We start from the raw sequence: 15,729 nt of genomic DNA on the forward strand, positions 1-15,729 counted from the left end.
CCTTCGACGGGGCTCAGGGTGACACCCGTGTTTTTCCGTTGCAAGAGCTTAAACGTCAGCCGTAACCGCTTTCATTTTACGCAACGCCGTTTGGGCTACCCGCAGGGCGTCCTGCGCATAATAGCTTTTGTTGAATACCTCGCAGGATATGATGAGCGGCTTTTCCGGATGTTTTACCAGTTGCAGAATCCGTTTTAGCGGCGCTACGCCATCGCCGGGATATACGCGGTCGGGTTCTGATATAACATCAGGCTTTATTCCTGATGGATAATCATTTACATGAAATATCTCCAGCGCAGGTTTACCCACCAACTGCAGACTTTCAACCGCCGATTGCCCTTTGTATATATGGAACACATCCAGCAATACCCGGGCATCGGGATGCCCGCTTTGCAGGGCCACATATAACACCTGGCTGATGTGTTTCAGGTTTACAGATCCACCCCACATTTCCAGCTGCGGGACAACGCCGATATCCTTGCCCATGGCCAGGATAGTGTTATAGCGTTCTGTAACGACATCGAGGTTGATGATATCACCTTTAGTTGCGCCAGCCGGTGGGGCGGCAATACGCTTGCAACCTAATTTGGCCAGCAAGTCCATTTCACCCTGTAGCTGGGTCAAGGCATGTTTACGGATAGCCTCATCATCCACTATCCATTGGGCAAAGCCAATGGCATTTTGAATGGTGATGCCCAGGCCATCGACAATCTTTTTGGCTTCGGTTACCGAGCCCCCGGTTTTCAAATAAGCTTGCAAAGTATCCAGCCAGATCTCCACCGAAGTAAAGCCGGCTTTGGCAGCTGTTTCCAGCTCTTTTATAAAACCCAGATTTTGCCCACGGATGGTACTCATGTTTAAAGAGTACTCAAAGCCGCGTCCGTTTTTATCAACCTTAATAGCTGCCTCCGCACTGTTCCCGACAACCGCAGCCCCTGCTGCTATACTTAAAGTTTTCAATGCGGTTCTCCTGGTTAAATATTTGAAATTCATTTACTTATTTTAATTTTTTAAACTTTTGATATAAGCTATGGTAACCGGCAATTGCTTGCTATATGACGGACTTTCATCTTCGATAAAATAATGTTTGATGCCTGCCTTTTTCGCCGCCTTCAGCACTTCGGGGATATTGATTTGCCCGGTTCCCAGGGCTACATCGTTCCGGGTATCGGTACCACCGGTGAGGTCGTTGGCCACTCCTTTGCGGATATCTTTCAGGTGCATCAGTTTCATACGCGAGGGGTATTTGTTGATGAGTTGCGCCGGATCCTGCCCGCCATGAAACGACCACAGGATATCGATCTCAAACGATACATATCGTGGGTCGGTATTTTTGGCGATATAATCAAACAGCGTCCCATCCCCGTATTTACCAAACTCATAGCCATGGTTATGGTAACAAAAGGTCAGTCCGTTATTCTTGAGGATTTTGCCTACCCGGTTAAAATCGGCAGCAGCTTTTTTGGCATCTTCCAGCGTAAACTCTTTTTTATGCGGTATCCAGGCTACCATTACATAGCTTGCACCCAGGGTTTTAGCCAGTTTAACTACAGCCAGCGGATCTTTAACAATATCGTCATAACCTGCCCCAACGGATGGGATCTTGATGCCGCGCTCGTCACAAAGCTTTTTAAATTCTTCCTTGGGCATATCTTTTGGCCCCTCACCTTCCAGCTCGGTTATACCCAGGGCTTTAATGGTGTCCAACACCGCAACGGTAGTTTTGGGCATACTGCTGCGAAAGGTATAGGCCTGCACGCCTATCGCATTGGTAAAAAGTGGCTTACCACTTTGGGCAAAAGCCGAAGATGTGAGTGCCAGGCAGGCGGTTAAAATGATGGTATATTTTTTCATAATTCTATTGCTGTTATAGTTTTCCCTATGTCATTGCGAGGAGGTACGACGAAGCAATCTCGTAGCTATTCATATTCATGAGAACGCGAGGAGATTGCCGCGCTGCGCTCGCAATGACATGTTTTTTATTTGTTATTACTCCTTAGCCCTCTCCTTTGGAGAGGGTTGGGTGAGGTTACTCAAACTGTATATCCTTAATACTCAAAATACTCTCGCTTGGTTTGGTTCGTTTAATGGCAAAAAAGTAAATATCATGTTTGCCGCTTACCGGTTTCTGTATATCGCCGGTTACGGAGGCTTGTTTCTTCCAGTCGCCGGTTTGGGTGTAGGCTGTGGAACTGATCACCGGACCGGCCTGTGAATCAATACGTACTTCTATCTCGCCTGCCGTTTCTTTGGAGGCGTACTGGTAAACGAACTTTTTAATATTCGACAGGTCGACATTCCTGAACATCACATAAGATTTATGGTTCCCGGCCGACAGATCGTTCTTAAAGCGATTAAAACCTTTCAATTCATCAGCATACACCGCCTTTACATCCGCATTGCGCAGCGTAACCACATCAGTACCGGTCAACGGGCCAACTACTTTACCTCCTTTATCGGTGTAAGACGCCAGTAGGGTGTACTGGCCACGCGGTTCGGCATCATTGAATTTCAAATTCAGGCTACCATGCAATGGCAGTGGCAAAACCTTGTTCTTTTTATCTGTGAGCGAAAAAATATAACGTACGATCTCTTTGGTATCCGGGGTTGATAATTGTGGGTGCGCGCTCATCAGATGCTCCGTTCCCCAGCTGCCCGCGCCGCCGTTGATGATCTTTTTGGCCAATTTATCAGTCGCGCCCTTTTGTGTTTTATAACGGTTGGCGATGGCTGTAAAACTTGGCCCTACGGCGGTTTTATTAACAGTATGGCACGATTTACAGTCGCTGGCGGCCATCAGTGCTTTACCAGGGTAACTGACTTCGGCAGCCGATAAGGCCGCCAGGCTTTTAACTGTTTTACCATCTGTAGATGGTTGCGGGTTATAAACGTAAAACAGCTTTACCCGTTTTGGATCGATCACTTTATCTTCCTTATCCTTCACCACTACATTGTACTTAAAGGGCATGCCCTTCCAGATGAAGGATTTGTTATCGGCACTAGCAATGCTTACCGACGGTGCAGTATTACCCACTTTCACTACTATGGTATCGCGGCCTACCGCGCCAGCCTTATCCGTTACTTTAAGTATGGCTTTATAAACACCTGGTTTGGTGTAGGTATGCGTTGCCGAAATGGTGGTAGCGCCAACTGTTTTACCATCGAAAAGCCATTGATAACTGATCTTATCGTCATCGTCCAGATCACGACTACCCTGTCCGTTAACGGTTAGGGTAAGTGGCGCTTGTCCGGCTATTTCTTTTTTAACCGGGATGGTTTTTAACTCAGCGGTGAGATATTTGGTATGCTGATACAAGTTGATCATCGCAGTATCAGTAATGCCTGCTTTGGCTATCGGCGCACGGTTACCGGTATTGTATTCAATTTTCACCAGGCGGGCATCCTCATTTTGCGCGCCATAAACCGAACCGTACTCCAGCATATAAAATACACCATCGGGCCCAAATTGCATATCAATAGGTCGCCTGAAATCACCGGTTGAGGGCATAAACGCTTCATTGCGTACATAATTTTCGTTCTGATCAAACCTCAGGTCGATAACCCAGTTGCGCATCCAGTCGGCCACAAACAAGGCACCGTCATAATACGCAGGGAATTTGCTTGGATTAGGATTATTGGCATTATACTCGTAAAAATCACCACCGATAGCACACCTGCCGCCCAAACCCAGCTCCGGAAACTCGTCCGAAGCAGCATAAGGATACCAAATCATAGCGGGCGTGGCCGGGGGCAATACCTTTAAACCTGTATTATTGGGCGAATTGTTTACCGGCGCTTTAGGATCAAATAAAGGGCCGGGCTTGCCGGTCACAAAATCCCAGTGCGAGTACGCAAAGTTATTACCCACAAAATAAGGCCAGCCAAAGTTACCCGCTTTTTTGGCCTGGTTAAACTCATCATAACCTCGTGGTCCGCGCGGTGAATCATGCCCCGCATCAGGCCCTATCTCACCCCAGTACAGTACGGAGGTTTTAGGATTAACTGCTATACGGTAAGGGTTACGGCAACCCATCACATAAATTTCGGGGCGGGTTTTGGCCGTGCCTTTCGGGAACAGGTTACCCTCGGGAATAGTATAGGTACCATCGGGCTCAGGGTGGATCCTTAGGATCTTTCCTTTCAGATCATTGGTATTGCCGGCGCTGCGCTGCGCATCCAGACTATAATGTTCCTGACCGGGGCGTTCATCCAGCGGAGCATAACCATCTGATGGAAAAGGACTGGAGCTATCGCCGACAGAAAGATATAGATTGCCGTTCTTGTCCCAGGCCAGAGAACCACCGTGATGCGCGCCGCTCACCTTTTGAACAGGAACTTTAAATAAGATCTTTTCTGATTTGAGGTCGAGCACGTTCTGCTGACTTATAGTGAACCTCGACAGCTGAAAATTCAATGGTTCTATAGTTTGCCCGGCAGGCATGTAATAGATGTAAACATAGCCGTTGCTTTCAAACTTAGGGTCGATAGTGAGGCCGATAACACCCGTGCCGCCATCATCAGTAATCGGGAATTTATGGATCACCTTATACTGCCTGGTATGGGTATTATACACCGAAAAATTCCCGTACAACTGCGTAAAAAACACCCGGCCATCCTTGGCAACAGCCAGCTCCATGGGCGAGGCGATATTGTTCACCAGTACCGTTTTTACAAATCTGCCCTGATCGGGCGCTACTTTGGAGTAGGCTTTACTATAATCCAGGGCTTTACCATTGCCCATAGCATATTTGATACCGCCTAATAACTGACCTAAGAATAAAGGATCGCTGTAGCTTTCGTCGGTATGGCCGCAGCCGGTATAAAAAGAACGGCCACCATCAAACTCATGGTACCAGGTAATGGGGTGATCGGCGCCGTTGGTACCGCCATCGTAAGTATTTTCGTCCAGGCTAGCCAATACATGAATGCCGCTGAAGATGGATTTGTAGTTATACCATTCGTCGGTACGTTCCCAGCGGGCGGGCAAATTAGCCGTGATGGGATTGGTTCTGTCGGTAACATCGATAGTAGCCTTGCGGATATTGGAGTTATTCGGGTGACTGGAAAAATATGCCCCTACCAACTTACCATACCAGGGCCAGTCGTACTCGGTGTCCGCAGCGGAATGTACACCCGCAAAACCACCACCGGCCTGTATATAACGCTCAAAAGCTGCCTGTTGCTCGGCGTTAAGCACATTACCGGTGGTACAGTTAAATATGACGGCCTGGTATTTCTTCAGGTTGCTGTCGGTAAACTCATCGGCATTGGTGGTGGTGTCCACCTCAAAACCGTTTTCCTTACCCAGCTTCTGAATAGCAGCTATACCAAAAGGGATACAGGAATGGTGCCAGCCCAATGTTTTTGAAAAAACCAGGACACGCGGTCCGGGGGCCGGCTTTTTAAACGAATACAGCAAAAAGCTAAGCCCAAGCCATAAAATGCAGATGAGTTTGAATTTCAGAGACATGATGTGAGATTTAGTTGATATTTTTTATTCCATCAACCGGCAAAATCCATCGTCATGAAGCATAATTATCTTGCACTGAGCGTACAATGATAAATTAGTACTATGTAATGATAAAATACTACCGGTTAAGTAATTGGTTATTACAATATTAACATTTATTGTGTATTTACTACACTTATATTTTATTCATTAAATATTGTAAGTAAATTGTTACCCAACGTAATTCTTATCAACGCATTTACCCACCCTGTTACAGGCTATATCGGTTTAGTAAATTTTTATCTCAATGCTTATTCAGTTTTTTTTCAATACGTTCCTGCATCTGTTTTTTTATACTTTTCATCCAGCTTCAGTTCGGTAATCTTTGGCGGATGAAAAAGCTCTCGCACCATCCGGTTAATCAGCGCGCTTTGCTGTTCAAACACCCGGCAAACCGAGCAGCCGGCCAGATGGATCTTCAGTTCCAGTTTTTCACGGAGCGTTAAATGGTCAATCAGCTTCTTCTCAATTAAATGAGTGGCTTTGCGACAGTTGTAGGCTATTTTTGTTAATTCATCCATATTCCTCCTCTTTTAAAGAGTTAGTCGTGCGAAATGGCACTCCCTTACAGTTTTTTTGGAGCAAAGATGTTTGGAACTTTTGGAGCAAGGACTCCTGGAGTAAAGATTTAAGAACAAGAAGCGCAAGATCGAAAATCTTTGTTCCTTGCTCCTTCTATCCTTACTCCTTACAAATCCTCCAAATACCTACCTTTGCAGGCAATGGATTATTTCAAAAAACTCCTCGACCTGCTGAATAAAGAAAAAGAGGAGGATCGTAACGCTTATCTTAAACTAACGGAAAATACATCAGCTGCTGACCGCAGGGCGCAAGGTCTTAGCTGGTACCCTATCGCTATAAGAGGTACCGAGCCTGGCCGGGGCGATTATATCAGCGTGGAAGTTGAACGCACCACGCATAAAGACCTATCGCACCAGTTGCGTTTTGGCGTACCTGCTGCCCTGTTCTCCAATCATGATCCAAAGACCGACCGCGTGGAAGGCACCATCACCTACCAGGGCGGCGACCGCCTAAAGATCACGCTATACACCGATGAACTACCCGATTGGAGCCGCGATGGTAAACTCGGCATCGACCTGCTTTTTGATAACAACAGCTATGACGAGATGCAAAACGCCATTAAACAGGCTTCGGCATTGGCAGCAAAACCGCAGGAAGGGCGATTGATCCATATCCTTACGGGGGATAAAGTGCCAGCGTTTAATACTATTGCGCCTGTTTCCGTTCCACGCTTAAATGTTTCACAGACAGAGGCGGTTCAAAAAATAGTTTCGGCGCAGGATCTGGCTATTGTTCACGGGCCTCCGGGTACGGGTAAAACCACTACGTTGATACAAGCTATTAAGGCGCTCATCCAGCAAAACAGGAAACAAATACTGGTGGTTGCCCCCAGTAATACAGCGGTGGATCTGCTCAGCGAAAAACTGACCGACGAAGGTCTCAATGTATTGCGTATTGGCAACCCGGCCCGAATATCTGAAAAACTATTCTCCTTAACGCTCGACAGTAAAATTGCCGAACATAGCGATAACAAAGAGATCAAAAAACTCAAAAAACAGGCCAGTGCTTATAAAGACATGGCCCATAAATACAAACGCAGCTTTGGTAAAGCGGAGCGCGACCAACGCAAAGCCCTGTTTAACGAAGCACATAAGATCATGAAAGATGTGGCCGCCACCGAGCAGCACATAGTTGATGACCTCGTCGGCAAAGCCCAGGTGATCACGGCTACACTGGTTGGCGCCAATCATTACACCATACGCGATGTGAAATTTGATACCGTAGTTATTGATGAAGCCGGCCAGGCGCTGGAGCCCGCCTGCTGGATCCCTATACTAAAAGCACAAAAAGTAATACTGGCAGGTGATCATTGTCAGCTTCCTCCTACCATTAAATCGGCAGAGGCGGCAAGGAACGGTTTGAACACTACCCTACTCGAAAAATGCGCGGCCCTGCATCCAGAAGCCGTTGTACTGCTGGAAGAACAATACCGTATGCACGAAGCCATCATGGGCTTTTCGTCGGCGGAGTTTTACGGGGGTAAACTGAAAGCGCATGCCTCTGTAGCGCAGCGTTTATTATTTCCCGGCGATATGCCTGTTTCTTTTGTAGATACCGCAGGTTGTGGCTTCGACGAACAACAACAAGGCACCAGCGTAGCCAATCCAGAAGAGGCCGCGTTTTTATTAAAGCACCTGAATAAGTTAGTCAGCAATTTAACTGATACCACTAATTTCCCTTCCATTGCTATTATCGCGCCTTATAAAGAACAGATCAGGACGTTGAATGAATTACTGGCCGCCCACCCCGAATTGCTTCCACACAGCAATCATATTTCGGTAAACACGGTTGATAGTTTCCAGGGGCAGGAACGCGACGTAGTTTATATCAGCATGACGCGCAGCAATCCGGAGGGTGAGATCGGTTTCCTTTCAGACATTCGCCGGATGAACGTAGCCCTGACCCGTGCCCGGAAGAAACTGGTGGTTATCGGCGACAGCTCCACCCTCACCCGACTGCCTTTTTATGCCGACCTGATTGACTACACCGAACGCCTGAATGCCTACGAAAGTGCCTGGACATATGCTGGTGAGTAACACACCATGCTAACACCTTTTAGTAGCCATTTTTACACTATCAAATCGGGTTACGCAATCGTTATCGACGATAAATATTGCCAAATTGTTTCATTTTAGGCTTTTTTATAATTATCTTGTCAGCAAACCAAGGACAAATTAATACGTAAAAAACACACTAAGCCTATGGCACAAGCAAAAACATTAGGACAATTTATCATTGAAAAACAAGCCGATTTTCCTTACGCCAAAGGTGAGCTTTCGCGCCTGCTGCGTGATATAGGCATAGCTGCCAAAATTGTTAACCGCGAGGTGAACAAAGCAGGCTTGATGGATATGCAGGGAGAAGCCGGCAGCACCAATATTCAGGGTGAAAGCCAGCAAAAACTGGATATTTATGCCAATGAGCAGTTTATAACAGCCCTTAAAAGCGGCGGGGAATGCTGTATCGTTGCATCCGAAGAGAATGAAGAGATCGTGATGCTGGATACCGATGTGTCCCTGGATGCTAAATATATTGTAGCTATTGACCCGCTGGATGGATCATCCAATATTGATGTGAATGTATCGGTAGGTACTATATTTTCTATATACCGCAGGCAAAGCACTTCGGGCCGCGCAACCCTAACCGATGTTTTACAAAAAGGCGTGAACCAGGTTGCCGCCGGTTACGTGATCTACGGAACATCAACCATGCTGGTTTATACTACCGGCAAGGGAGTTAACGGCTTTACGCTGGATCCGTCTATAGGTGAGTTCTGCCTGTCGCACCCGGATATGAAAATACCTAAAACAGGGATTATCTATTCTATCAACGAAGGTTACTATGTACATTTCCCGCAAGGGGTAAAATCATATATCAAATATTGCCAGGTGGAGGATGAGGCTACTCATCGCCCTTACAGCTCGCGTTACGTAGGATCTATGATAGCCGACCTGCACCGCAGCATGATCAAGGGTGGTATATTCATTTACCCGGTTACCGCGGCCACCCCTGGTGGTAAATTACGACTGGTTTATGAATGCAACCCCATGTCCTTTGTTATTGAACAGGCTGGCGGTCGTGCCACAGACGGTAAAAACCGCATTATGGAACTGGATGTTAATTCCCTGCATCAACGTACCCCTATTTTTATTGGCTCCGAACAAATGGTGCTTAAAGCCGAAGAGTTTATGGCCGAAGCTGTGGAAGAGGAAATGAGCATGGGTTTGGCGGGGTAAAAAACAGTAAACAGATTATGTCATTGCGAGCGATAGCGTGGCAATCTCTTCGCGTTTATGTACGCGAGGAGATTGCTTCGTCGTTCCTCCTCGCAATGACATATTTTTTATTTTTCTATAAAAATAAGAAAGCCCCGGCAAATTGCCCGGGGCTTTCTTATTTGAAAAACGAACACAATTATTATCTAATATCCCGCCGTTACAACAGTTGGACCAACAGAACATAACATTCCGTCAGAAAAACCTTTGTATTGGCTGCAGTTCTTGCGAAAAAGACTCGCCAGGTGATTGGCCGTTTCTTCGTAATTGTAGGAATTGGTCCAGGTATTGGCCGGGTTCAGCAATTCTGATGGCACCCCAGGGCAGCTTTCCGGTATCATCAGATCAAAAATAGGTAGCTTTTGGTAAGGCACATCATTCAGCTGCCCTTTTAGTGCAGCCTTGATCATGGCGCGGGTATAACTCAACTTGATACGTTCGCCCGTTCCATATGATCCTCCTGTCCAGCCGGTATTCACCAGCCATACATTAAGTGGGTACTTATCCAGTTTTTCGCCCAGCATTTCGGCATATTTGGTCGGATGCAGGGGTAAAAACGCCCTACCGAAGCAAGCCGAGAAAGTAGCTTCGGGCTCGTTAATACCATATTCCGTTCCGGCTATTTTTGCCGTATACCCCGAAAGAAAATAGTACATAGCCTGCGACTTATTCAGCTTAGAAATAGGCGGCAGCACACCAAAGGCATCAGCTGTAAGAAAAAATATATTCTTCGGAACATCGCCAATTGCTGGCTCTATCGCATTGCTGATAAAATGCATTGGGTACGATAAGCGGATATTTTCGGTTTTAGACAAGTTATCAAAATCGACCGTTTTTGACCAGGGCTTAAAACAAATATTTTCCAGAAGAGCTCCCGGCTGCATGGCATGGTATATCTGCGGTTCTTTTTCGGCTGTGAGTCCGGCTATTTTAGCATAACATCCACCTTCAAAGTTAAACACTGAATTTTCGCCCCAGCCATGCTCGTCATCTCCAATCAGTTGTCGGTCCGGATCGGCAGAGAGCGTGGTTTTACCAGTGCCTGATAAGCCAAAAAAGATGGCCGTATCTCCGTCAACGCCTTTATTGGCAGCACAGTGCATGGGCAGGATATCCTGGCGTGGCAAAAGAAAATTCAATACGGTAAATACCGCTTTTTTGATCTCGCCGGTATAGCCTGTCCCTCCTATCAAAATCACCTTACGGGTAAAGTTAATGATCGAAAAATTATGCTGACGAGTACCATCAACTGTGGGATCGGCTTTAAAGCCGGGTGCGGATATAATCGTCCATTCCGGATCGATAATCCCATCGGGACGCAGGAACAGGTTATAGGCAAACAGATTCTGGCTGGCGGTTTCGGTGATCACACGCAGCGTGAGACGACTGCTTTTGTCGGCGCATACCATGGCATCACGTATAAAAATAGACTTACCGTACAGGTAAGCCATCACCTTAGTGTACAGACTATCAAACACTTCCGCATCCACAGGAATATTAATATCACTCCACCAAACAGTATCTTTTGTCACACTATCTAACACAATAAAGCGATCTTTTGGTGAGCGGCCGGTAAACTCGCCGGTGTCGATAGTTAATACATCATGATCTGTTAAATAGCCTTCTTTAAGCTCCAGAGCGGCTTTTATCAGCTCCTCCGGTGTTAATTGATAGTGAATTTCCTGGGCTTTATTGAGTTCAGGAAACTCCGTTTGTAAGCTTGTTTTTTTATTAGTGACTTGTCCCATATCACATTAGTTTTGTTATTGGTTTGGGGCAAAACTAAGACTACAAAAACGCAATTCAAAATATATATCATCTGATAATCAACAACTTGTATTCGATACACTAAGTCAGTTAATCCTACTAATCAGGGGGTTATGATCGAATTTAGCATGGAATTGTTTTTGAAATATTTATAGCTGTAATATTGACGGAAATAAGCTAAAAACGGCCATTTTGGGGTATTTTCATGTATTTTTCATAATTGAATACCCTCCTATTGTCATCTCGAATGATAGTGAGAGATCTTTTGCGTGAGATAAGTCCAGCGCAAAAGATCTCTCCTCGTACCTCGTTCGAGATGACATTTCTGAAAGCTCCGTTTATTGCTTGATGGGTACACTGATAAAACTATCATTATACCATTTAATACGCAGCGGAATTTTCCCGTCGCTTATATTTTCGGTGCTAACATCCTTACCCGTTCCGTAGTTAACCTGGGCGAATGAGTTTTTATTAATATCCAATATTACCAGCAAACGGCTGCCTTTGCTCAATTGACGGCTGACCATGCGACTACGATAAAACGGGATGGTTTCTATTTTACCCGGCTGCAATAAATGCCGGACACTCATATCCCCCGCATAACTGACACGCCCCAAAAAGTACGACAGATCAAAAAGATCGCCATTGGGCATCACCTCATACAAAGCAACCCCGATGTCCATATCCTTTTTATTGATCATAGCCTTCAAATTGCCTCCAAACATCCCGTTTACCTCAACAGGTTTATCAAAAGGCTGGCTCATAAAAAACAAACCGGTACTATGGTCGAGCTCTTTTTTGATGATAGGATAAGGATAGTAATTATTATTGTTTGAAGTTTGATGATCAGCCAGGTTTACTTCCTGGTTAAGCGCAGCCAGTGTGCCGGGCTTTTTATCAGAAAGAAGGTAGTGATCGCCCTCCTTTTTATCAGTGAGGTATAAGTTAAGTGTTGTATTGGCCATTTTGGAGATGGAGGCCGCATGCTCCCATTTGTTGGCACCCATTACCTCAAAATTCACCTTATCCTGTAATATAGCCGGCTTTTTGTCACCTTTTAATATATGATCAAGCCATTGAAAAGTGATATCCCGGGTGTTGATCAAGGCTACAGAATCAACAGCGTAATCGCGCAATATGGGATACCCGCCCCGCTGTGCCCCAAAATGGTCATAAGGGCCAATGATCAGGTAATGCTCGGCCCTGGGATTATATTTTAAATGCTCTTGCAAGTAATGTATAGCCGATATCTGTCCATCGTCATAATAACCGGTAACGGTAAGTATGGGGATGTTGATATTAGCAAAATCTTTTTGATAAGGTATCTGCTCCTGCCAATACCAGTCAAAGCCGGGATGTTTGAGCCAGCGCTGCAATAAAGGATTTGTCGTTCCGTCGACGCTGTCGAGTTTGTTATAAGCCAAGCCACTGTTATACCACCTATCATTCATCGATCGCCAGCGTTGCGGGTTGTAGTAAACCTCATTATCCAGGTATTTATTACTGGTGACATACAGGAACCAGCCATAATTAGCATTGATAAACACATTGTTTTCCATCGGCAGGCCTAAACCCGACATAGCCGCCACATAAGGCACGATGGTTTTGAGCGCCGGGTGATGGTATTTGGCTGCAGCCCATTGGGTAAAACCATTATAGCTGCCGCCGTACATACCTATTTTGCCATTGCACCAGCTTTGTTTGCTGATCCAGTCGATTACCTCATTGGCATCTTTACCATCATACTCATAAGGAATAATCTGATCCGGACTGAAACCTTTACCACGGGTATAGGCCATCACACCGGTATAGCCATGAAGAGCAGGCTCCAATATAGCTGACCATGCCGTACTATCAGCATAAATAGTATACTGCAAAACCACCGGCTGCGGATCTGTAACACCTTTTAAGCGAACAACAACAGCCGCAATGGATGCGCCATCCTTTGTTTTAATGAGTTCATTACGGATGATATATCGCTTGTTAAATTCCTCATTTAATAACTTTTTGGATATAGCCTCAACCTGTTGATAAAAACTAAGCAAGTAGTAATTTTTGCAAAGCGCTACTGCATCTTTTATATCCATGCTATCGTTTTTACCAGCATTGGTAAGTTCCTCCACAAAATCCTTTTTCACTTCACTTATCCCACTGCGGGTAATGAATGCGAGCGAAAAATGCACAGCATCCTTATTATTCAAGCCTGAAAACATATCACGGAACAGTGGTTTATATACTTCGCTAAACGAAAGACCAGCCGATTCTTGTTTGAGCTTTGTCCGCGCAAATAGTTCGTGTTGTTTATATAATAGCTGATCGGCGTTTTTTGCCATCCCACGCAAGGCGGCAATACTTTTCAAAGCATCCGCGTTCCTGCCGGCTAATATCTGCAGCCTGAATACATCATCAAGATAGTTTTTCTGATTGCCGGTATCCTGATATTTTGCCAGCACTTCATTAGCCAGCACGGGTATTTGCCGGGTGATTGCTGCACTATCTGTTTCATTTAGTTTTTGAAAATGAATACGTTGCGCGTGGCAACAAAAGCTTATTAAAAGGCATAGCAATGCCATACAGTGTTTTCTGTTCATGATTTTAATGTTTATTGTTTTTTTACCCCTTCTCCTTTGGAGAAGTTTGGGATGAGGTTTATATACGGCCCATGCTTTTCAACTTTACAGACTGCCGGTCGGAGGCTTCGAGCACCTCTCCTGTTTTCAGACTGATCTGCAGGCGGCCATTCGGAACGATTTGAATGCTTTGAATAAATTGCAGGTTAATGATCTGCGAGCGGTTGATCCTGAAAAAAGTTCCTGCGTCCAATTTCTCCTCTAACTGATTGAGGGAGCTTTTCAGGAATACATTTTTTTCCTCAAAATACAGCCGGGCGTAATTATCCATGGATTCTATCAAATGCACCTTGCTCCATTTGATAAAATGATACTGCTGCCTGTCCTTCACAAATATTTGTGGCTCGATGGTTTGCAATGCCAGTTTTTGTCTCACTTTTTCCATAGCCCGGGCAAAGCGTTCTTCACGGATGGGTTTTGTTAAGTAATCCAGCGCGTTTACCTCAAAGGCTTTCACAGCGTACTCATCAAAAGCCGTGGTAAATATCACTTCCGGTACGTCGTTCAATGATTCCAGCAGATCAAACCCCGAACGTTCGGGCATTTGCACATCCAGAAAAAGCAGGTCGGGATGTTTTTCTGTTATCTGTATCACAGCCTCATCAGCATTTCTGGCCTCTCCTACAATCTCCATATCGGGATAGAGTACCAACAGGCGTTTCACCTCCTGCCGGGCCATACGTTCATCGTCAACTATCAGTACACGCAGTTTTTTCATGAGTTAGGGATCATTATAGTGGCTAAAACAATGCCCGGCATTCGTCCGGTGATGGTAAAAGTGGCTTTACCTTTATACTGTAACTCCAGGCGTTCCTGTAAATTTTTGAGACCAACACCATTGGCAGACTCCTCCATATCCAGATGTCCCGGGTTCTGGACGCTGATATGAATATGTTCCGGAAATTTTTCGACCCGGATGCTGACAAGCCCTCCATCTTTTTGCTTCGAGATGCCATGTTTAATGGCATTTTCAACGAGGGTTTGCACGCTTAGTCGCAGGATAGCTATTTTCAGAAGTTCGTCATCAACCTTAATAGCAAACTGCAATCGCTCCTCAAAGCGCAGTTTTTCCAGTTCGAGGTAATCTTTAACCAGTTCAATTTCATTGTTTATGGATGTCAGCATCATATCGCCACTGTACAGGCTGGTACGCAGAATATCCGACAACAGATCTATACCCCGGCGTGCCGATTCGGGGTTTTCGATCACCAGGGCTTTAATATTATTGAGCGAATTGAACAAAAAATGCGGGTTCAGCTGAGCCGACAGGTTATTCAGCTGCGCCTCACGGGTAATGATGGCTAACCGGGCGTTCTCTTTAGTGACACGGATCTCCCGCTGCTCATATTGATATAAATGATAAGCTAATAACCAGATGGACATGAGCCGCACCCCTGCTACAAAGATCCCCTGCATATTCAGATGCGTAAATTCCTGAAGAGGCTGATGAAACGATGGGATAAACCCATATTTTAAAAGGTATATCTTAAACAGGGTAACAGCGGTATAAATTAAACCTAATATGAAAGCCGCAGGTATAATTCTTTGAAGCAATTGGTCAAGCCCAAGCAATTGCCATTGGTGGCGCAGTGCAAAATTGCGGTATAAATGCGTAATGAGGATATAAAAACCAACATCGGTTATAAACTGCGCCAAACCCAGTAATGGATCAAAACCATCTCCCGTAATGCCCGTGTACCCCCAATACAGCGCGGCCACCGACCAGCCGATGAGTTGACATTTCCAGTAAAGAGAGAGAGATAGCTTCTTTTTCAATTTGGCTTCTTATTTATTACCCAAAGCAACAAAATCTATCCGCAACAAAAAAATAAAGTACAGGAACGGGGTATTTCGGGGATAAACGGCGATAAAACATTCATAACAATCAAGAGATGAAGCAAAATTCAAATACACCTTATTTTATCTTCCATATCCATACTACTTAGTAATAATTATTACAAATACT

The 15,729-nt window shown here is 45.3% G+C and carries 10 protein-coding genes; 2 read left to right on the forward strand and 8 right to left on the reverse strand.

Features of this window, described 5'->3' with window-relative positions:
• Positions 1-48: 48 nt before the first annotated feature.
• From AC57BQ_RS10560 to AC57BQ_RS10575, 4 genes are all read right to left on the reverse strand, one after another.
• Complete coding sequence (locus AC57BQ_RS10560; RefSeq protein ID WP_496406245.1) at positions 49-993, reverse strand: sugar phosphate isomerase/epimerase family protein; 945 nt, start codon at positions 991-993, stop codon at positions 49-51.
• 9 nt (positions 994-1,002) lie between these two features.
• Positions 1,003-1,854 carry a TIM barrel protein gene (locus AC57BQ_RS10565; protein WP_496406246.1) on the reverse strand — a complete coding sequence of 284 codons (852 nt, stop codon included), beginning with the start codon at positions 1,852-1,854 and terminating at the stop codon, positions 1,003-1,005.
• Between the two features lie 175 nt (positions 1,855-2,029).
• Positions 2,030-5,470 carry a ThuA domain-containing protein gene (locus AC57BQ_RS10570; RefSeq protein ID WP_496406247.1) on the reverse strand — a complete coding sequence of 1,147 codons (3,441 nt, stop codon included), beginning with the start codon at positions 5,468-5,470 and terminating at the stop codon, positions 2,030-2,032.
• Between the two features lie 305 nt (positions 5,471-5,775).
• Positions 5,776-6,030: a hypothetical protein gene (locus tag AC57BQ_RS10575; protein WP_496406248.1), complete on the reverse strand. Its 255-nt coding sequence runs from the start codon at positions 6,028-6,030 to the stop codon at positions 5,776-5,778.
• Positions 6,031-6,231: 201 nt separating this feature from the next.
• Between AC57BQ_RS10575 and AC57BQ_RS10580 the strand changes: the two genes are divergently transcribed.
• Both AC57BQ_RS10580 and fbp read left to right on the forward strand, forming a co-directional pair.
• Complete coding sequence (locus AC57BQ_RS10580; RefSeq protein ID WP_496406249.1) at positions 6,232-8,127, forward strand: AAA domain-containing protein; 1,896 nt, start codon at positions 6,232-6,234, stop codon at positions 8,125-8,127.
• A gap of 165 nt (positions 8,128-8,292) precedes the next feature.
• Positions 8,293-9,327: a class 1 fructose-bisphosphatase gene (gene fbp / locus AC57BQ_RS10585; RefSeq protein WP_496406250.1), complete on the forward strand. Its 1,035-nt coding sequence runs from the start codon at positions 8,293-8,295 to the stop codon at positions 9,325-9,327.
• A 185-nt stretch (positions 9,328-9,512) separates the two neighbouring features.
• Here fbp and pckA read toward each other — a convergent pair whose 3' ends face one another.
• The 4 genes from pckA to AC57BQ_RS10605 form a co-directional block, all read right to left on the reverse strand.
• Entirely contained in the window at positions 9,513-11,114 is a 1,602-nt protein-coding gene (pckA, locus tag AC57BQ_RS10590) for a phosphoenolpyruvate carboxykinase (ATP) (RefSeq protein WP_496406251.1), read from the reverse strand.
• 357 nt (positions 11,115-11,471) lie between these two features.
• Entirely contained in the window at positions 11,472-13,724 is a 2,253-nt protein-coding gene (locus tag AC57BQ_RS10595; protein ID WP_496406252.1) for a CocE/NonD family hydrolase, read from the reverse strand.
• A 58-nt stretch (positions 13,725-13,782) separates the two neighbouring features.
• On the reverse strand, positions 13,783-14,481 hold the full coding sequence (locus tag AC57BQ_RS10600; protein ID WP_496406253.1) for a LytR/AlgR family response regulator transcription factor: 699 nt from the start codon (positions 14,479-14,481) through the stop codon (positions 13,783-13,785).
• Positions 14,478-15,539, reverse strand: coding sequence for a sensor histidine kinase (locus tag AC57BQ_RS10605; RefSeq protein ID WP_496406254.1), 1,062 nt, complete (start codon positions 15,537-15,539; stop codon positions 14,478-14,480). Before AC57BQ_RS10605 ends, AC57BQ_RS10600 begins: the two co-directional genes overlap by 4 nt.
• Positions 15,540-15,729: the final 190 nt, after the last annotated feature.

The sequence above is a fragment of the Mucilaginibacter sp. BGA-UO-ETr-C110 genome (assembly GCF_059567985.1).

Bases quoted from the DNA above. Each gene is read 5' to 3' on its own strand.
- AC57BQ_RS10560 (WP_496406245.1), bottom strand. From the start codon at position 993: ATGAATTTCAAATATTTAACCAGGAGAACCGCATTGAAAACTTTAAGT.
- AC57BQ_RS10565 (WP_496406246.1), bottom strand. From the start codon at position 1,854: ATGAAAAAATATACCATCATTTTAACCGCCTGCCTGGCACTCACATCT.
- AC57BQ_RS10570 (WP_496406247.1), bottom strand. From the start codon at position 5,470: ATGTCTCTGAAATTCAAACTCATCTGCATTTTATGGCTTGGGCTTAGC.
- AC57BQ_RS10575 (WP_496406248.1), bottom strand. From the start codon at position 6,030: ATGGATGAATTAACAAAAATAGCCTACAACTGTCGCAAAGCCACTCAT.
- AC57BQ_RS10580 (WP_496406249.1), top strand. From the start codon at position 6,232: ATGGATTATTTCAAAAAACTCCTCGACCTGCTGAATAAAGAAAAAGAG.
- fbp (WP_496406250.1), top strand. From the start codon at position 8,293: ATGGCACAAGCAAAAACATTAGGACAATTTATCATTGAAAAACAAGCC.
- pckA (WP_496406251.1), bottom strand. From the start codon at position 11,114: ATGGGACAAGTCACTAATAAAAAAACAAGCTTACAAACGGAGTTTCCT.
- AC57BQ_RS10595 (WP_496406252.1), bottom strand. From the start codon at position 13,724: ATGAACAGAAAACACTGTATGGCATTGCTATGCCTTTTAATAAGCTTT.
- AC57BQ_RS10600 (WP_496406253.1), bottom strand. From the start codon at position 14,481: ATGAAAAAACTGCGTGTACTGATAGTTGACGATGAACGTATGGCCCGG.